Raw genomic sequence first — 17,993 nt, forward strand, 5'->3', positions numbered from 1 at the left:
CCAAACGTGTCGACAGCCATCGGAGAAACGTATGAAACACACACATATCAACAGCTACTACGCCGCGACCCGCAACCACACAGGCGACTTCCCGACCCTTGAAGAGCAGGTGGAATGCGATGTCTGCGTGATCGGCGCGGGCTACACCGGCCTGTCCTCAGCCCTGTTCCTCGCCGAGGCTGGTTACAGCGTCACCGTGCTCGAAGCCGCCAAAGTCGGCTTCGGTGCCAGCGGTCGCAACGGCGGCCAACTGGTCAACTCCTACAGCCGTGACGTGGATGTCATCGAATCACGCTACGGCGACAAGACAGCCGAAGTGCTTGGCAGCATGATGTTTGAAGGCGCCGACATCATCCGTCAGCGTATCCAGCACTACGACATCCAGTGTGATTACCGTCCGGGCGGTATCTTTGCGGCGCTGAACAAAAAGCAGCTCAAAGGCCTGACCGAGCAAAAAAACAGTTGGGAGCGTTACGGCAACAAGCATCTGAAAATGCTCGATGCGCAAGACATCAAGCGTGAAGTGGGTTGCGAGAACTACGTGGGTGGCCTGCTGGACATGCAGGGCGGACACATCCACCCGCTGAACCTGGCACTCGGCGAAGCCTCGGCAATCATCGGCCTGGGCGGCAAGATCTTCGAGCAATCGGCCGCAGTCGAAATCACTTACGGCGAGCCGATCACCGTGCGCACCGCCAAAGGGGTGGTTCGGGCCAAGTACCTGCTGATCGCGGGCAACGCCTATCTGCCGCAGAACCTGGACAGTCGCGTGACCAGCAAAAGCATGCCCTGCGGTTCGCAAATTGTCGTGACAGAGCCGCTGGAGGAAAACGTCGCCCGTAGCCTGATCACCCACAACTACTGCGTTGAAGACTGCAACTACCTGCTCGACTACTACCGCCTGACGGCCGACAACCGCCTGCTGTACGGCGGCGGCGTGGTATACGGTGCCCGCGAGCCGGACGACATCGAGCAACTGATCAAGCCGAAGATTCTCAAGACCTTCCCGCAACTGAAGGACGTGAAGATCGATTACCGCTGGACCGGCAACTTCCTGCTGACCATGTCACGCATGCCGCAATTCGGGCGAATCGAGAAAAACGCCTACTACATGCAAGGCTACAGCGGCCACGGCGTCACCTGCTCGCACCTGGCGGGCAAACTGATTTCTGAAATGATCCGCGGCGACGCCGAGCGTTTCGATGCGTTTGCCTCGTTGCCGCACATGCCCATGCTCGGTGGCCGGACCTTCCAGGTACCGCTGACTGCCATGGGCGCTGCATATTACGCAATGCGCGACCGTTTCGGGATCTAGCTGCGCCCCTTGTGGCAGCGGGCTTGCCCGCTCCCACAAGGCAATCAGGAAAGGCCTGGGCTATTCACCGAACCTGCTGAGCAACACGAACAAACGTGATTTAATAGTCGCCTTTCACGATTCTGGGACAGGGGTTCGGTGCGATTTGCAGCATCCGTCGACCGCCATCTCCCCCATCACCCTTAAGTAGTTTTCACATAAGGCTGTCATGGACACGGGCTCACGACTCAAATTAGTACGCGAAAGCTACAAAATGTCCCAGCGCGAGCTGGCCCGGCGTAGCGGCGTCACCAATGCCACCATTTCCTTGATCGAACAGAATCGCGTCAGTCCTTCTGTCAGCTCCCTCAAAAAGTTGCTGGAAGGCATCCCCATGTCTCTGGCTGACTTTTTCACCTTCGACCAGCCACCCCGCGAACACCAATACGTCTTCCGCGCCAATGAACAGCCGGACCTGGGGCGTGATGGCTTGCGGTTGCTGCTGATAGGCGCCTCGGTGCCGGGCCGGCAGATGCGGTTATTGCGCGAGCAATACGCGCCGGGCGCAAGCTCTGGAGAAGAGCCGATCGTGCACGCCGAAGGGGAAGAATGCGGACTGGTTGCCCGCGGCACGGTAGAACTCACCGTGGACGGGCAAATCAGCATATTGAATGCCGGGGACGGCTATTACTTCCCGACCACCCTGCCCCATCGCTTTCGCAATATTGGCGCGGATGAGGCAGAGATCATCAGCGCCAATACACCGGCCAACTTTTAAGCCACCCAAGCTTTGTGGGAGCCGGCTTGCCTGCGATGCAAGCGCTGCGGGCTGGCAGGCAAATTGCGGTGATGCTATCGCGAGCGGGCTCGCTCCCACAGCTGTGATCGTTTCAGTAATGTGCATGGGCACAATGCGCGAATATTTTAGTCATTTATCCAGTCTGTAAAATCACAGTTTTTTGCACTCAATCTTGGTGTAGGACAATTCATAACTCCAACCCTAAAAAATTCAACACCACTACAGGCGCATCCCACAGAACGGTCGGAATAGAATGATATAAGACCTTCTATTTAAAGCTCTATGCTCGCCAAAAAAAATGGATGGCATATGAAAACACTCTCAGTCATATTAATACTCATCACACTTTCCGCTTGTAAAAACGTCCATTTTTTCCCTAGAGGGTACGGCCCGGAACTGGCCTACAAATGCCAGACAGACCCATACAGTCCTGATTGTTTGCAACCGCCGCCAGTTCTCAAGAGCCCGTGAATAGACAAGCCATTGGCCAATGATGGTAAAAAATGACAGTTAAAACCTCCATTCAAAAAATTGCACACCATTAGGCAGCTCCTTCACCAGCCTGTCCTTTGGCTTTGAAATTCGACCAGGAACGAACCCGAAACGGGCCCAGCACGGATTGCCTGTGCGCTGATCATAAATGACCAAATTCCCATCATTTTGAATAACCATACAGGCGTTATACCAAAGTGATTTATCCCTTGTATGAGTACTTTCAGCAATCCATAAACGCCTTCTGGATGGGTCATAAAGAAAACCGTTATTACTAACCACAAAGTGAAGAGGCTCGCGAATTTTTTTCCTGTATACAGTTCTACTGTAAATCTGACTGCCATCTGCAACCCAGACGACAACCTCACCGTCCTTGATAACCAAATGCCCATCCGCTTGCAGTAGCAATCGAAACTGTCCGTTCTCAGATACCAGATATTGCCCCGGCGACATTGTTTGATTGGGCGGCAGCAAGATCGAGCCACTTGCTTGAAACGGGGTGAATTTAACAATCATATTTGTCCTTGCTTAATGAGTTCATGAGCCCTCATTAAATCAAGCGCAAATACCGAAATGGCCATGCATATATAACTACTTGGTAAAATCTCACACTACAGAGATCACGAACCCGTTACAGGAGTCAGCCAGATACATAAATAAACGGTACTTATTCAGTACCGTTTATTGATTTCTTATGGCCAACGGTCAATCAAGGAGACTTTAACTGGCAGGCAAATCGCGGTGATGCTATCGCGAGCAGGCTCGCTCCCACATGAGTCTTGCTGCTGTCTGTCTAGACCCGCGACCGGCGCCCAAAAAACGGATGGCTCGGGTCGTTGTAGCCCGGTGTCGATGAGTGTCCCGTCACCACCAGATCATTGATAAACGCTTCGTCCTGCGCGGTGAAGGTGTAGTTCAACGCCGGCACGTAGTCTTCCCATTGCTGTTCGGTACGCGGACCGGCAATGGCCGAGGTGATCAGCTTGTTGTTCAACACCCACGCCAAGGCAAACTGGCCTGCGGTGATGCCTTGCCCCTCGGCGTAGTCGCGAATGCGCTGGGCCAGGTTCAGAGACTCGGGGCGCCACTCGGTCTGTTGCAGGCGCGGGTCGTTACGCCCGGCACGAGTGTCCTGGCCAGGGGCCTGATTGGGGTCGTATTTACCCGTCAACACGCCACGGGCCAACGGGCTGTAAGAGATCACGCCAATGCCGTAATGCTCGGCCGCCGGCAGGTGCTCGATTTCAATCTGGCGGTTGGCCAGGTTGTACAGCGGCTGGCTCACGCTGGGGCGTTGAATGCCCAGCAGGTCGGCGCTGCGGCTGAATTCGGCCAGCTTCCAGCCCCGATGGTTGGACAGCCCGTACCCGCGAATCTTGCCCGCCCGGATCAAGTCATCAAGAGCACGCAGCGTCTCGTCCACCGGCGTGTCGTGGTCTTCGCGGTGCAGGTAAAACAGGTCGATATAGTCGGTGTTCAGGCGCTTGAGACTGGCTTCTGCCGAAGCGATGACGTTCTGACGCGAAGCACCACTGTTGTTCGGCCCGCTACCACCCGGGTCGGGATTGACGAACTTGGTCGCCAGCACCCATTGCTGGCGGCGCTCGCCGATCAAGCGGCCGACCACCTCTTCCGAAGCACCACCGTTGTAGCCGTTGGCGGTATCGATGGAGTTGATGCCCTGCTCAAACGCGCGGTCGGTGATACGCCGGGCGACGTCGTCCGGGGTCTGCCCGCCGAACATCATGGTGCCCAGGGTGATGGGCGAAACCTTCACACCGTTGCGGCCCAGGTTGCGGTACTGAATGTCGCTCATGATGACTCCCTGCGTGGTGATCGTGAAATCGAATGGCGCAAACATTAGTCAGCGTGGCTGGGGCGGTCAACGCCCAACGAGGCATAACCATAGAGCGGTTTTGTCAGGATTTCCCTTATTCGCAAATGATCTTTAAACGTCGGAATTAATTATTTATGGATCTAAAAAACCCTCGGTAATCTCATGACTTTTCGGACCGCATGAAAAGGAATCATCATGAGCCGTCGCCCCCATGGCCCTGACTATTCACCTGCACTCACTCACGTTGCAGGCTCGCGCCCATGAATATCCCTACCGGTTTTCTCGACAGCAGCGGCAGCATCCCTTTTAGCCTGCCCGAGCGCGACCACCAGGGCGATGACCCTGTCGCCCAGCGTATCAGCCAGAACCTTCGCCGCTTGCGTGACAAGCGCCAGGTGTCCCTGGAAGTGCTGGCGCATGCCAGCGGGGTCAGGCGGGCGATGATCGCGCAGATTGAAGCGGGCCGCAGTTTTCCCTCGGTCAAAGTGCTGTGCAAGGTGGCGGGCGCACTCAACGTCTCGATCGCCGAGTTTCTCGACCCCTGCACCATTGTCCGCCGCGCCCTGCCCCCCGAGCACGGTGAAACGAAGGTGGAGTTCCATGAGCTGCGCCTGAGCCCGCAGGCCCGGCAAAACGTGCCCGGCAACCCCCACAGCGGGCAAAAAAACCTGGTGGTCGCTCAAGGCACTGTGGAGCTGACCATCAATGACGAACAGTTCGTCCTGCACGCTGGCGATTCAATCCTGTTCCACACCGAACAGCCCCCCACCTGCCACAACCCGCTCAACAGCGAAGCCGTTGCCTATTTGGTGACCAGCCCTGCGCAAGTGCAGGAATAGCCCGTTTTTGCCTACCCACTGCCAGGAGCGTTCGCCTTGTCACGTCAGCTCTCCCCTCTGGATTTCCCTGAAAGCCCTCTGTCCCGTGCCTTCGAACAACCGTTGTTTCTGGGCCTGTTCCTGCCAGTGCAGTCGGGTGGCTGGAGCCCTTCTGCTCTGCCGCGCAGCACCACCTGGACATTCGACTACAACCGCCAGTTGACCCTGCGCGCCGAAGCGCTGGGCTTCGATCTGGTGTTCGCCCTGGCCGAATGGCTGGGCAAGGGCGGCTACGGTGGCGATATCCGCTACCACGACGAGTCCCTGGATGCCTTTATCACCCAGGCAGCACTGGCGTCGGTGACCGAGCGGATCTTGCTGATTTCCACCCTGCACGTGCTCTACGGCCCCTGGCATCCGCTGCATCTGGCCAAGTTCGGCGCCACCCTGGACCACATCAGCAAAGGCCGTTGGGGTCTGAACCTGGTGACCGGCCACCGGCATCGCGAACACCGGCGTTTTGGGCAGGCCCCCATCGAACATGATCAGCGTTATCGCCAGGCCGATGAGTTTATCCGTGTAGTGCAGGAGCTTTGGCACAGTCAGGACAACGTCGATTTCAGCGGCGATCATTACAATCTGGAAGAGGCCTACATCAGCGTCAAACCAAGCTTCGGCCGCCCGGTGCTGGTCAACGCCACCGGCTCACCCGCAGGCATCGATTTCGCTGCCCGCCACTCCGACATCGTGTTTACCACCAGCCCCGGCAGTGCCGAAATCGAGAACGCGCTGGACAAGCTGCCCGAGCATTTACAGCGGATAAAACATGCGGCCCGCGGCTATGGCCGTCAGGTACGCACCCTGATCAACCCGCTGGTGATTTGCCGCGACAGCGATGCCGAAGCCTGGGAAGTCCACGCCGCGATTACCGCCGCAGGCGACCCTGGTGCACTGGAAGGCCATGCCCGTGAAGCCAGCGATGCCCATGCCTGGCGCGGCCACCAACCGGCAGAGCGTTACGTGGGCGGCAATATCCAACTGGTCGGCAGCCCCGAGACCGTGGTGCGCGACATCATTCGCCTGAAAGAAGCCGGTATCGATGGCCTGCAACTGAGTTTCTTCGATTTCGCCCCCGACCTTGAACAGTTTGGCGAGCGCGTTTTGCCGCTTTTGCGCCAGGCCGGCTTACGCCGCTAACCCACCCCAGGATGACCGCCATGCCCTTTACCCGTCGTCAATTTGTTGTTGGCCTGTCTGCCCTGTCCGCACTCGGCGCCAGCATTCCGTTCCTGCCCTCAGCCCTGGCCGACGCGACGGGCGAAGCCGTCAGCGGGCGGCGGGTATTCAACCTGCTGATCAACCCCGAGCCACCTTCGCTGAGTTCGTTCAACACCACCGCGGGCACCAGCGTCACGGCCAGCAGCAAGGTGCTGGAGGGGCTGCTCACGTATGACGAAAACCTCAACGCCCGCCCTGCACTGGCGACCGCCTGGGAGGCTGCACCCGATGGCTTGAGCTACCGCTTCACCCTGCGCGAAGGCGTCAAGTGGCATGACGGCGAGCCCTTCACCTCGGCTGACGTGGCCTTCTCCCTGGACCTGATCAAGCGCTTCCACCCTCGTGGCTCCAGCACCTTTGCCAACCTTGAACGGGTCGACACTCCCGACGATCACACCGCCATCGTCCACTTGAGCAAGCCTGCGCCCTATCTGATCCGAGGCTTTGCCGGCGGAGAAACGCCGATCCTGCCAAAGCATCTCTACGCTTCAGGCGATCCCCTGAGCAACCTGCACAACAACGCCCCGGTGGGCACCGGCCCCTTCCGCTTCAAGCGCTGGGAACGTGGCAGCTTTATCGAATACGAACGCAACCCGCAGTACTGGGACCCGGCGGCAACCGTGGTCGATACCCTGATCCTAAAGGTCATCCCGGACGGCGCCGCCCGCATGGCCGCCTTCGAAAACGGCACGCTGGATGCCGGCGGGCAAAGCCCGGTCCCCCTCAGCGAGCTGGACCGCCTGACCAAATCCGGCCGACTGAAGGCCACAACCCGGGGCTATCGCTACACCATTACCCCGACCATTCTTGAGTTCAACCTTGACCACCCGCTGCTGTCACGCCTCGAAGTCCGCCAGGCGATTGCCCATGCCCTGGACCGCGAAGTCATCCGCAAAGTGGTGTACTACGGCTACGCCGAAGCCAGCTATTCGCCCATTCCCAAAAGCTTCGCCAACTACGTCTACGAAGGCCCCAACCCGTACCCGTTCGACACCGAGGCCGCCAACGCACTGCTGGACAAGGCGGGGCTGACAAAAAAAGGCCCCTGGCGTTTCAGCCTGACCCTCGACCCGCTGCCCTACGGCGACAGCTACAGCCGCACCGCCACCTATGTGCGCAGTGCACTGGCACGCATTGGCATCGAAGTGAAGCTGCGCGCCCAGGACTTCCCCACCTACATCAAACGCATCTACACCGACCGCGACTTTGATTTCGCGGTGGTCGGCATGGGCACCCTGTACGACCCCACCGTCGGTGTTCAACGCCTGTACTGGTCGAAGAACTTTCGCAAGGGGGTGCCCTTCTCCAACGGCACCCGCTACAACAACCCCGAGGTGGACCGCCTGCTGGAAAGCGCCGCCGTGGAGACCGACGAGCAAAAACGCGGCGATCTGTTCAAGGCATTCCAGAAAATCGTGATCGAAGAAGTGCCCTCCATCACCCTGGTGATGCAGCAACAGGTCTCGGTCTACAACACGCGGGTCAGCGGCTTCGAAGACGACGCCAACGGCCTGGACAGCAGCCTGGCCAATATCAGCCTGGCCGCCGCAGGTGGCGAGCATGCTTGAACGGCGCAGAATGTGGCGCCTGTCGAGGCGCACCTTATGGCAAGCCATCCCCACCGTGATCGGCATCCTGGTACTTAATTTTCTGCTGCTGCGGCTGATCCCCGGCGACGCGGTAGACGTGCTGGCCGGTGAATCCGGGGGCGCCAGCGCCGAGACGCTGATCCAGTGGCGCAGCCATTTCGGCCTGGACTTGAGCCTGGTGGACCAACTGCAGCGCTACCTCGGTCAACTGGCCCATCTGGACCTGGGCCTGTCGCCACGCTTCAACCTGCCGGTCAGCCAATTGGTGCTGGATCGACTGCCCAACACCCTGCTGCTGATGGTCGGCGCATTGGGGCTGGCACTGGCCATCGGGATTGCTGCCGGGACCGCAATGGCGACCTGGGTCGGGCGCTGGCCCGACCGTGTGTTGTCGCTGGCGGTTCTGCTGCTCTATTCCACGCCGGGGTTCTGGATCGGCCTGATGGCGGTGCTACTGTTCTCGGTAAAACTGGGCTGGTTGCCCAGTAACGGTTTCCAGACCCTGGGTCTGAACCTTAATGGCCCGGCCTGGCTGCTCGACCGGCTGCAACACGCTGTGCTGCCCGTACTGGCCCTGGCCACGTTTTATATCGCCCTGTATGCCCGCCTGACCCGCGCCGCGATGCTTGAAGTGCAGCGCCAGGACTACGTGCGCACCGCTCGCGCCAAGGGGCTCGCGCCTTGGCGGGTGGTGTCGCGGCACGTGTTGCGCAACGCCCTGCTGCCCGTCTCGACCCTGGCCGGGCTGCATTTTGCCGCCCTGCTTGGTGGCGCTGCCGTCACCGAAACCCTGTTTGGCTGGCCCGGCCTGGGCCGCCTCACCCTGGAGGCGGTGATGTCCCGCGACTACAACCTGCTGCTGGGCATCCTGTTGTTGTCATCGATGCTGGTGGTGCTGATCAACATCGCCGTGGACCTGCTGCAAGCCTGGCTCGACCCCCGTATCCAGGCCGACTGAAAAGGAGCTGCCCCATGACCACTGCCGTGCTGCAAAGCGCCCCGACCGGCTACAGCGAAAGCGTCTGGACGGCCCTGTTGCGTAACCCTTCGGCACTGATCGGCGCGACGATGCTGGCGCTGGTGCTCACCTTGGCGCTGTTGGCCGGCACGCTCTACCCCGGCGATCCGCTGGACATGGTGGCCATGCCGATGCTCTGGCCCGGCGACGACCCTGGCTACTTTCTGGGCAGCGATTCACTGGGCCGCGACGTGGCTGCAGGGATCGCTCACGGCGCCCGGGGCTCCTTATTGATTGCCGCCAGCGCCACCCTGATCAGCGTGTTGATCGGCGGGCTGGTCGGTGCCTTGGCCGGCTACCACGGCGGCAAGCTGGGGGATGTGTTGATGCGCATCTGCGAAGTGTTCCAGACCGTGCCGTCGTTTTTGCTGGTGATCGTCATCGTGGCCATCGGCAACCCGACACTGGGGATCATCGCGCTGGCGATCGGCATCTCCTCATGGCCAACGGTCGCACGGCTGGTGCGCGCCGAATTCCGTACTTTGCGCGAAGCCGACTTCGTCACCGCCGCCCGCAGCCTGGGCTTCAGCAATAGCGCCATCATCCTGCGCGAAATTCTGCCCAACGCCCTCGCGCCGCTGGTGGTCACCACCTCGATCCTGATCGCCCAGGCGATTCTGGTGGAGGCCGGACTGGCCTTTCTGGGCATGAGCGATCCGAACCAAGCCAGCTGGGGCGCCATGCTCGGCAGTGGTCGCGAACAGATCGCCAGCGGCTGGTACCTGACCGCCCTGCCGGGGCTGGCAATCATCTTCGTGGTACTGGCCCTCAACCTTATGGGCGACGGTCTTAACGACGCCCTCAACCCTCGCCTGCGACGGTATATCCCATGAGCCTTCTGGACGTACGCGGTTTGCGCGTGAGCTACGACAATGCCGATGCGGTAAAAGACCTGAGTTTCACGTTGCAGGCTGGCGAGACCCTGGCACTGGTGGGTGAATCCGGCTGCGGCAAATCCACCACGGCCCTGGCGCTGATGGGCCTGCTGCCGGACAACGCCCGGCTGGGCGGCCAGGTCTTGTTTGAAGGCCAGGACCTGCTGAGCATCGCGCCCCGGCAGATGCGCCAGTTGCAAGGCAACGCACTGGGGATGATTTTTCAGGACCCGCTGTCCAGCCTCAACCCGGTATTGACCCTGGGTGAACAGGTGGCCGAAAACCTGCTGGCGCACACCGACCTCACCCGTCGCTAGGCCTGGAAGCGCGCCGAAGAACTCTTTGCGCTGGTGCAACTGCCCCGCCCCGCGGCGCACCTGCGCGAGTACCCGCAACATTTGTCCGGCGGCCAGCGCCAGCGGGTTGTGATTGCCATGGCGATTGCCTGCCAGCCGCGCCTGTTGATCGCCGACGAGCCGACCACCGCGCTGGATGTGAGCGTGCAAGCGCAAATCCTCGAATTGCTGGCGCGATTGCGCGGTGAACTGGGTATGGGCCTGCTGTTGATCACTCATGATCTGGGCGTGGTTGGCCAGCACGCCGACCGGGTGATCGTGATGCATGACGGTCACGCGCTGGAAAGCCAACCGACCCGCGCCCTGATCGATCGCCCGCAACACCCCTACAGTCGCGGCCTGCTTCAGGCTTCGCTGGGAGCGGAACATGACCAGCACTACCTGAACAACCGCCTGGCCGAAATCAACATCGAGCGCCAGCCCGGCCAGGCCACGCGCTACAGCGTCAACAGCAGCCACTACGGGCCGGGGCGCAAGCCACGGGCACCCGCCGGTAACCCGGCGCTGCTCAAGGTCAGCGACCTGACCACCGGCTACGGCGACAGCACTGTGCTCAACCGCATCAGCCTGGAAGTGGGCGAGCGCGAAAGCGTGGGGCTGGTCGGCGAATCGGGCTGCGGCAAGTCGACCCTCAGCCGCACCCTGCTGCGCTTGCTGCCTGCACGCAGCGGCACAGTCGAGTTCGACGGGCGCGACATCGCCAGCCTCGCCGGTGAGGAGCTGCTGGGCTGGCGACGTCAGGTGCAAATGATTTTCCAGGACCCCTATGCCGCGCTCAATCCGCGCCACAGCGTGGAGACCATTCTCGACCGCGTGCAGCGCCTGCACGGGCAAAACGACCCAGGGCAGCGCCAACAGGCACGCCTGGCAATGCTCGACGCCGTCGGTCTTGCGCGCAGCAGTCTGGCGCGTCTGCCCCACCAGTTCTCCGGCGGCCAGCGCCAGCGTATCGGCATTGCCCGGGCGCTGATCCTCAAGCCCCGGCTGGTGATCTGCGACGAGCCGGTGTCGGCACTGGATGTCTCGACCCAGGCCCAGATTCTTAACTTGCTGGTGGAACTGCGTGAAGAGCTGGGCCTGTCCTACCTGTTTATCTCCCACGACCTGTCGGTGGTGCGCTATTTCGCCGACCGGATCCTGGTGATGGAGCAAGGGCAGATTGTCGAGCAAGCCACCCCGCACACCCTCTGGCACTCACCCCGGCACCCTTACACCCGTCGCCTGTTGGCGGCGATACCGGGCGCTGCGGCGCCGAGCCCCCCACCCCTGCCTGTATCCGGCCTGCGCTTTGCCGTTGGCTGGTAATTCCAAGGAGCATCACATGTCACAAATAGACTCAGCCTGGGGCGCCGTCCCCTCGGCCGGATACGAAGACCTGGCGCAACGTTTTCGCCCCCTGTTCGCCCGGATTCGCGAGGGTGCCGTGGATCGCGAACTGGAGCGGCGCTTGCCGATCCAGGAACTGCAATGGCTCAAGGAAGCAGGTTTCACCACGGTTCGCGTACCCAAGGCATACGGCGGTGCGGGCGCCAGCCTGCCCGAACTGTTCAACCTGCTGATCGAACTGGCCGAGGCCGACTCGAACCTGGTGCAGTCGTTGCGCGGGCACTTTGGTTTTTGCGAAAACCTGCTCAACAGCCGCGACCGTGAGTATCAGGGCATTTGGCTGGAGCGACTGGGCCGTGGCGAGACCGTCAGCCCGGCGTCCGGCGAAGTGGGCAACGCCAAACAGCTTGAGTTCGGCACCCGCCTGAGCCTGCACGGGGGCCATTGGCAACTGAGCGGCAGCAAGTTCTACACCACGGGTGCGCTGTATGCCGACTGGGTCGATGTCAGCGCCAACAACCCTGATGAACAGCGGGTCTCGGTGACCGTACGCACCAGCGGCCCCGGGGTTGAAATCATTGATGACTGGAACGGTTTCGGCCAGACCCTGACCGCCAGCGGCACGACCCATTTTCGCGAAGTGCCGGTCGATCCGATCAACGTCATCCTGGCTGAAAACCGCTTTCGCTATTCACCGGCTTTTTACCAGACCGTGCACACCGCGACCCTGGCCGGAATTGGCCGGGCGCTGGCCGCAGAGACGGCCGGGCACGTGGCCAGGCGCACCCGCAGCTTCAGCAGCGGCAATGCCCCGCGCGTGGCTCAGGATCCACAAGTGCTGCAAGTCGTGGGCAACCTGCGCAGCGCGGCCTACACCGCGGGAGCCATCACGGCACTGAACGCACAGGCCCTGCAACGCGCCCATGAAGCGAGTCTGAGCGACGACGAACAGGCCCTGACCCTGGCGGTGAACATCGCGGAACTGGAAGTGGCGCAATCACAAACCATCGTTTCAGACCTGATCATCAAGGCCAGTGGCGATTTGTTCGATGCACTGAGTGCATCGGCCACCCTCAAGCCATTGGGGCTGGACCGTTTCTGGCGTAATGCGCGGACGTTGTCGTCCCACAACCCGCGTATCTACAAGAGCCGGATCGTGGGGGACTTTGCGGTCAACGGCACACCGCCGCCTGCGCAATGGCGCATTGGTGTGGCGTAGACCCCGCACACCTGTAGACACTCTGTTGCCAGTCAACCCTCCCTGTGGGAGCGAGCCTGCTCGCGAAGTTCGTTCGCGAGCAGGCTCGCTCCCACAGTTGAAGTTTCCTTCAGACCTTGTAGCCGCCAAGGCTCAATGACACACCAGCCCATCCCCAATCTTCAGGCTGTCCACCAACAAGGCATTACTGCGCACATCCCAGGCGCGGGTCTGGCCGCCACGGGCCTGCCAGTCATGCAACGCCGCATTGATCAGCGCCCGGCTCTGTTTGTCAGTTCGGCTCAGGTATACCCGTACATCACTGCTCGCCTTTAATGTCTGCGGCAACACCGTATAGAAACGCCAGTCCGGCGCCTGTGCAAGCGCCTGCAAGCTGTTGCGTTCTTCAGCCAACAGGTTGCACTCGCCCGCCATAAACGCCACCGCGGCACGAATCGACGACACATAGGTTCGCAACTCGGCACCCTGTTGCGTCAAGGTTTGCGCCCAGGGACTGCCAATGGCAATGCACACGCTTTGCCTCTGTATCGGGCGCCGAGGCGCATTGCGCAAGCCAATCAACGCCCCCTCCCGGTACTGCACCGGCAACTTGCGCAAACTCGCCACCCGATCAGCCGCCACAGGCAGCTTCAAGCTCCCGGCTATCACCAGATCGACGCTGCCATCATTCAAGTTGGTCGTATCGGGCAATGCCTGCAGTTGCACCTTTAAGCCAAGGTAAGCCCCCAGGGCTTCGGCCAACTGACTGTCCAGTTCATCCGGCTCGGCAACCAGCGCTTCCTGTCCCAGGGTCGGGCGCGGATAACTGCGTACGCCCACGCGCAACACCTGGCGCTGTTCGGCCGCCTGCAGCAGCGGCCCCCGGGGCATATCGCCCGGTGCCGCCGGCCATTGCCAGGCGACCAGCGCCACTGCGCCAGTCACCACTGCCGCCAACCACCTAACCACCGTGGCGCAAGCCCCGGCGCCAATAGGTAAAACGTCGCTCCAACAAGGCCAGCAAAAAGTTCAGCAGCAAACCCACCACCGCCAACAGCAGAATGCCTGCGTACATGCTGGGGATCTGGAACACCTCCTGGGAATTAAGCGTCAGAAAACCCAACCCGGAGTGAGCACCGATCATCTCGGCGGCCACCAGTGCGGTGATGCAATAGGCACCCGCCAGACGAATCCCGGTAAAGATTGAAGGCGACGCCGCCGGCAGTACGATTTTGGTAAACAGAAACCAGCGATTCGCGCCCATCGACAGTGCCGAGTTGATCAGCAACCCATCGACCTGCTTCACGCCGCTGATGGTACTCAACAGAATCGGCCAGAACGACGCCCAGAAAATGATCGCGATCTTGGACAATTCACCAATGCCCAAAAACAGAATAAACACCGGGAACAACGCAAGCGCCGAGGTCTGGCGGAAGAACTGCAACAACGGATCGAGCACGCTTTCGACCCGTGCAAACCAGCCCATCATCAGCCCCAGGCTGACACCCGAGGCGATGGCCAGCAGCAACCCGGCAAAAGAGCGAAACAGGCTGGCCTGCACGTGCTTGAGCAAGTCACCGCTGCTGGCCAGGTCCAGCACCGCACCCAATACCGCCGACGGCGGGCTCAGGTAGCCGGGGTTGACGATCCCCAATTGCGGCAACGCCTCCCAAAGGGCCAGGAACGCCACAATGCCCACGGTGCTGTCGAACACCCGGCGTGAAGTCAATTTAAAGCCCATGGTCATACTCCAATCCGATAACCACCCAGAGTCGCAATGCTCTGCCAGTTCTGATGCGTCGCCGCTGCTGCTGGCTCACGGGTTATGTCGGTCACTTCATCACGCAGGGCCTCCCAGGCGCGCTGGCGATAGTGAACAAAAGCCTGGGTATTGCGCAGCTCAGGAAGGCGGGGGCGGGCCAGGTCGATATCGAAAATCTCCTTGATCCGCCCCGGACGCTGAGTCATCACCGCCACCCGATCCGACAGGAAGATCGCCTCATCCAGGCTGTGGGTGATGAACACGATGGTTTTTTTATGGGTGTCCCAGATGCGCAGTAATTCGCTCTGCAAGGTCTCGCGGGTTTGCGCGTCCAGGGCCGCGAAGGGCTCGTCCATCAGTAGCACGTCCGGGTCGTAGGCCAGCGAGCGGGCAATGGCCACGCGCTGGCGCATGCCGCCGGACAACTCGTGGGAGTAGCGCGAGGCAAAACCGTTGAGCCCCACCAGCTCCAGGTATTCGCGAGCGGTTTCCAGTCGCTGTGCCTTGCTCACGCCGCGGATCTCCAGGCCCACGGCGATGTTGTCGAGCACCGTGCGCCAGGGCAACAGCGCATACCCCTGGAACACCACCCCCTGATTGCGGTTGATGCCTTGCAGGGGTTTACCGTCCACCAGCAGATCGCCACCGGTCTTGTGGGCAAGGCCGGCGAGGATGTTCATAAAGGTCGACTTGCCGCAGCCCGACGGCCCGAGGATGGACAGAAACTCGCCCTCGCGTACCTGCAGGTCGAACCCCTCCAGCACGGGCACCCGCTCCTCACGCCCGGCTTCATCCCGGGCTTGGTACTCCATGCTCAGGTCACGGGCGATGATCTTGGGGGCCGCCATCAGACGTGCCCCTGGGCAAACGGGTTGAATTCGTTGGTGTAGACATCCTTGACCCCTATCGAGCCTTTCTTGATCTTGCCTTCGTTTTCGAGGATGTCGATGTAGTACTGAATCGGCGGCTCGGTCACCACCAGATCGTCGATATAGGCAAAGCGCTCCACCAGTTCAAGCTTCATGCCGATGCGCTCGGAGGTGATCTTGCGCGCATCATCGGGGTTGGCATTGACCCAGTTGGCGGCACGGGCAATGGCATTGACCACGTCGCGGGTGGCCTCCGGATTCTCGCGGCTGAACTTGCCGAACACGCTGTACGGCGCCATGCCGCCCAGACCACCGTCCAGGTCGTAGTCGCTCCACAGCTTGCGCAGCGCCGGGTTGTTCTCGGCCCCTCCGGACGATGGCGGGTGGATGATGGCAACGTCGATATTGCCGGTGGCCAGGGTTTGTTCGCCCTGATTGTCCGGCACCACCACCCAGTTGATCTTGTCGACATTGACACCCTGCTCACGCAGGTATTTTTTGGTCACGAACTCGGCGCAGGCGCCAAAGCTGTTGAAACCGACGGTTTTACCTTCAAGGTCCTTGGGTTTGACGATGCCCGAATTGTCACGCACGAAATACTTCATGTGCGGTGCTTCCTGAAGGGTCTTGCCGCCAGCGGCGACCACCTTGAGATCCAGGCCACTGGCGATGGCTGAAATCACCAGGGGCACCATGCGCGCACCGAAGTCGATTTCGCCGGTGCCGGTCAACGGAATGATCTGCGGTGCGGCGATGCGCCCGATGTACTTGGGCCGTGCGCGGGTGCCTTCGAAATAGCCGAGGGAATCGGCGACATAGACCAGATCGAATGACGGGTTGTCCGGGTACTTGAAGTCCACGACCTGATCGGCGCGGCTCTTGATCACGGCGGCGCTTTTACCGGCGCCCGCGTCCTTTTTTTCGCAGCCGGGCAGCAGGATGCCGGCAGCACCGACTGCGCCCAGTACGGCGCAACTTCTGAGGAAAGCTCTTCTGTTGTTGATCGGGTTCATGCCCGCTCCTTATGGATTGAGTGCTGCTGTTGTGGGAGCGGGCTTGCTCGCGATGGCTTCAAGGCCTGCTTCGCGAGCAGGCTCGCTCCCACAGGGGAGGGGGGGAGTCAGGCTGTTTTAAGGGCGTAACGCGAATCCGGACGCGTCAGGCCGTAGTGCTCGCGCAACGTGCTGCCCGCGTACTCACTGCGAAACAAACCGCGGGAGCGCAGGATCGGCAGCACTTCATCGAGGAACACTTCAAAACCATCAGGGAACGCAGGTGGCATCACGTTAAAGCCATCGGCCGCACCACTGCGAAACCACTGCTCGATCAGGTCGGCGATCTGCACGGGTGTCCCCACCGGCACCCAATGCCCACGGGCACCGGCCAGGCGGTTGATCAGCTGGCGCAAGGTGACGTGCTCGCGATCAACGATATCGATGATCAACTTGAAGCGGCTGGACTGGCTTTCAATGCCCTCGAAGTTGATCAAGTGGCGAGGGAACGGCGCATCCAGATCCTGCCCGGACAGGTCCACACCCAACATGCGTCGCAGTTGCCCCAGCGAAACGTGGGGCAGAACCAGATCGTTGAGCTCATCAAACTTGCGCTGGGCTTCAGCTTCAGTGCTGGCGATGTAGGGGCTGATGCCCGGCAGGATTTTCAGCTGGCGCGGATCGCGGCCCACGGCTTTGGCCCGGGCACGAATGTCGTGGGCAAACTCGGTGGCGCTTTGCAGGGTCTGGTGCGCGGTGAAAATGGCTTCGGCATGTTTGGAGGCAAAGTCACGACCATCCTCGGATGAACCGGCCTGCACCTGCACCGGCCGCCCTTGGGGCGAACGCGGTGAGTTCAACGGCCCCTTGACCTTGTAATAGGCGCCCACGTGATTGATCGAGTGCACCTTGGTGCTGTCGGCAAACACACCGCCCGCCTTGTCCAGCACCAGTGCATCGTCTTCCCAGCTGTCCCACAGGTTACCCACTACATGCACGAACTCTTCGGCCTGGGTGTAGCGGTCGTGGGCAGAAGGATGCTCGTCGAGCCCAAAGTTGGCAGCCGCGGCGGCCATTGACGTGGTCACGATGTTCCAGCCGGCGCGGCCCTTGCTCAGGTGGTCCAGGGCACTGAACGAGCGCGCCAGATTGTAGGGTTCGCTGTAGGTAGTGCTGGCGGTAGCGATCAGGCCGATGCGCTGGGTGACTGCTGCAATGGCCGCCAGCCAGGTGACCGGTTCAAAGCGGATGCGCAACCCTTCACGACCGCTTTCAGCCAGTGACGGCGAGTCGGCAAAAAAGATGGCATCGAGTTTTTCCCGTTCAGCACGCAACGCCAGTTGCTGGTAATAGCCAATGTCCATGGACGATTCCGGCACCGACTGCGGGTGGCGCCAGGCGGCTTCGTGATGACCATTGGGGTAGATAAACAGGTTGAGGCTGAGCTGACGTTCGGACATTTTCTGCTCTCTGAATTCAGGTGGCGGGGG

Annotated in this window: 16 protein-coding genes and 1 pseudogene; 10 read left to right on the plus strand and 7 right to left on the minus strand. The window is 60.9% G+C overall.

The window, feature by feature from the left end; translation table 11 throughout:
* The first annotated feature begins 31 nt into the window (after positions 1–31).
* Complete coding sequence (locus RGV06_RS11275) at positions 32–1,315, plus strand: NAD(P)/FAD-dependent oxidoreductase (protein WP_322150013.1); 1,284 nt, start codon at positions 32–34, stop codon at positions 1,313–1,315.
* A 208-nt stretch (positions 1,316–1,523) separates the two neighbouring features.
* Complete coding sequence (locus RGV06_RS11280; RefSeq protein WP_046810696.1) at positions 1,524–2,072, plus strand: cupin domain-containing protein; 549 nt, start codon at positions 1,524–1,526, stop codon at positions 2,070–2,072.
* A gap of 531 nt (positions 2,073–2,603) precedes the next feature.
* On the opposite strand, the gene RGV06_RS11285 is transcribed toward RGV06_RS11280, so the two are convergent.
* Entirely contained in the window at positions 2,604–3,101 is a 498-nt protein-coding gene (locus RGV06_RS11285) for a hypothetical protein (RefSeq protein WP_322150014.1), read from the minus strand.
* A 277-nt stretch (positions 3,102–3,378) separates the two neighbouring features.
* The gene (locus RGV06_RS11290; protein WP_037032627.1) at positions 3,379–4,392 is read right to left on the minus strand and encodes an aldo/keto reductase; all 1,014 of its coding nucleotides are present in this window, start codon (positions 4,390–4,392) and stop codon (positions 3,379–3,381) included.
* Positions 4,393–4,682: 290 nt separating this feature from the next.
* Here RGV06_RS11290 and RGV06_RS11295 point away from each other — a divergent pair, with 290 nt between their 5' ends.
* The 8 genes and pseudogenes from RGV06_RS11295 (at position 4,683) to RGV06_RS11330 (ending at position 12,901) form a co-directional block, all read left to right on the plus strand.
* Positions 4,683–5,261 (plus strand): helix-turn-helix domain-containing protein, encoded by a 579-nt coding sequence (locus RGV06_RS11295; RefSeq protein WP_322150015.1) that lies wholly within the window; start codon positions 4,683–4,685, stop codon positions 5,259–5,261.
* Positions 5,262–5,297: 36 nt separating this feature from the next.
* The gene (locus tag RGV06_RS11300; RefSeq protein ID WP_048352529.1) at positions 5,298–6,437 is read left to right on the plus strand and encodes an LLM class flavin-dependent oxidoreductase; all 1,140 of its coding nucleotides are present in this window, start codon (positions 5,298–5,300) and stop codon (positions 6,435–6,437) included.
* Positions 6,438–6,457: 20 nt separating this feature from the next.
* On the plus strand, positions 6,458–8,086 hold the full coding sequence (locus RGV06_RS11305; RefSeq protein WP_322150016.1) for an ABC transporter substrate-binding protein: 1,629 nt from the start codon (positions 6,458–6,460) through the stop codon (positions 8,084–8,086).
* A complete protein-coding gene (locus RGV06_RS11310; protein WP_322150017.1) occupies positions 8,079–9,065 on the plus strand; it encodes an ABC transporter permease in 987 nt (328 codons plus the stop codon). Before RGV06_RS11305 ends, RGV06_RS11310 begins: the two co-directional genes overlap by 8 nt.
* Positions 9,066–9,079: 14 nt before the next feature.
* Positions 9,080–9,958, plus strand: coding sequence for an ABC transporter permease (locus RGV06_RS11315; protein WP_322150018.1), 879 nt, complete (start codon positions 9,080–9,082; stop codon positions 9,956–9,958).
* Positions 9,955–11,352, plus strand: a pseudogene (locus tag RGV06_RS11320) (ATP-binding cassette domain-containing protein); the annotation flags it as partial. The gene RGV06_RS11315 and the pseudogene RGV06_RS11320, both read left to right, overlap by 4 nt.
* A gap of 147 nt (positions 11,353–11,499) precedes the next feature.
* Positions 11,500–11,661 carry a hypothetical protein gene (locus RGV06_RS11325; RefSeq protein WP_322151874.1) on the plus strand — a complete coding sequence of 54 codons (162 nt, stop codon included), beginning with the start codon at positions 11,500–11,502 and terminating at the stop codon, positions 11,659–11,661.
* 16 nt (positions 11,662–11,677) lie between these two features.
* Positions 11,678–12,901, plus strand: a complete 1,224-nt coding sequence (locus tag RGV06_RS11330) for an acyl-CoA dehydrogenase family protein (protein WP_322150019.1) — start codon at positions 11,678–11,680, stop codon at positions 12,899–12,901.
* 132 nt (positions 12,902–13,033) lie between these two features.
* On the opposite strand, the gene RGV06_RS11335 is transcribed toward RGV06_RS11330, so the two are convergent.
* The 5 genes from RGV06_RS11335 to RGV06_RS11355 all read right to left on the minus strand — a co-directional run bounded on the left by RGV06_RS11335 (position 13,034) and on the right by RGV06_RS11355 (position 17,963).
* Complete coding sequence (locus RGV06_RS11335) at positions 13,034–13,825, minus strand: transporter substrate-binding domain-containing protein (protein WP_322150020.1); 792 nt, start codon at positions 13,823–13,825, stop codon at positions 13,034–13,036.
* A gap of 16 nt (positions 13,826–13,841) precedes the next feature.
* On the minus strand, positions 13,842–14,621 hold the full coding sequence (locus RGV06_RS11340) for an ABC transporter permease (protein WP_048352525.1): 780 nt from the start codon (positions 14,619–14,621) through the stop codon (positions 13,842–13,844).
* Positions 14,622–14,623: 2 nt separating this feature from the next.
* Positions 14,624–15,490, minus strand: coding sequence for an ABC transporter ATP-binding protein (locus RGV06_RS11345; protein WP_322150021.1), 867 nt, complete (start codon positions 15,488–15,490; stop codon positions 14,624–14,626).
* Positions 15,490–16,524 carry an ABC transporter substrate-binding protein gene (locus tag RGV06_RS11350; protein WP_019827378.1) on the minus strand — a complete coding sequence of 345 codons (1,035 nt, stop codon included), beginning with the start codon at positions 16,522–16,524 and terminating at the stop codon, positions 15,490–15,492. The genes RGV06_RS11345 and RGV06_RS11350 overlap by 1 nt, the downstream gene beginning before the upstream one ends.
* 107 nt (positions 16,525–16,631) lie before the next feature.
* The gene (locus tag RGV06_RS11355; RefSeq protein WP_019827377.1) at positions 16,632–17,963 is read right to left on the minus strand and encodes an LLM class flavin-dependent oxidoreductase; all 1,332 of its coding nucleotides are present in this window, start codon (positions 17,961–17,963) and stop codon (positions 16,632–16,634) included.
* Positions 17,964–17,993 lie beyond the last annotated feature (30 nt).

The organism is Pseudomonas sp. CCI3.1, from assembly GCF_034313985.1.
Classification (GTDB): domain Bacteria; phylum Pseudomonadota; class Gammaproteobacteria; order Pseudomonadales; family Pseudomonadaceae; genus Aquipseudomonas; species Aquipseudomonas psychrophila.

Coding starts and splice junctions, on each gene's coding strand:
- RGV06_RS11275 (WP_322150013.1), top strand. CDS start 32: ATGAAACACACACATATCAACAGCTACTACGCCGCGACCCGCAACCAC.
- RGV06_RS11280 (WP_046810696.1), top strand. CDS start 1,524: ATGGACACGGGCTCACGACTCAAATTAGTACGCGAAAGCTACAAAATG.
- RGV06_RS11285 (WP_322150014.1), bottom strand. CDS start 3,101: ATGATTGTTAAATTCACCCCGTTTCAAGCAAGTGGCTCGATCTTGCTG.
- RGV06_RS11295 (WP_322150015.1), top strand. CDS start 4,683: ATGAATATCCCTACCGGTTTTCTCGACAGCAGCGGCAGCATCCCTTTT.
- RGV06_RS11305 (WP_322150016.1), top strand. CDS start 6,458: ATGCCCTTTACCCGTCGTCAATTTGTTGTTGGCCTGTCTGCCCTGTCC.
- RGV06_RS11310 (WP_322150017.1), top strand. CDS start 8,079: ATGCTTGAACGGCGCAGAATGTGGCGCCTGTCGAGGCGCACCTTATGG.
- RGV06_RS11315 (WP_322150018.1), top strand. CDS start 9,080: ATGACCACTGCCGTGCTGCAAAGCGCCCCGACCGGCTACAGCGAAAGC.
- RGV06_RS11325 (WP_322151874.1), top strand. CDS start 11,500: ATGGAGCAAGGGCAGATTGTCGAGCAAGCCACCCCGCACACCCTCTGG.
- RGV06_RS11330 (WP_322150019.1), top strand. CDS start 11,678: ATGTCACAAATAGACTCAGCCTGGGGCGCCGTCCCCTCGGCCGGATAC.
- RGV06_RS11340 (WP_048352525.1), bottom strand. CDS start 14,621: ATGGGCTTTAAATTGACTTCACGCCGGGTGTTCGACAGCACCGTGGGC.
- RGV06_RS11345 (WP_322150021.1), bottom strand. CDS start 15,490: ATGGCGGCCCCCAAGATCATCGCCCGTGACCTGAGCATGGAGTACCAA.
- RGV06_RS11350 (WP_019827378.1), bottom strand. CDS start 16,524: ATGAACCCGATCAACAACAGAAGAGCTTTCCTCAGAAGTTGCGCCGTA.
- RGV06_RS11355 (WP_019827377.1), bottom strand. CDS start 17,963: ATGTCCGAACGTCAGCTCAGCCTCAACCTGTTTATCTACCCCAATGGT.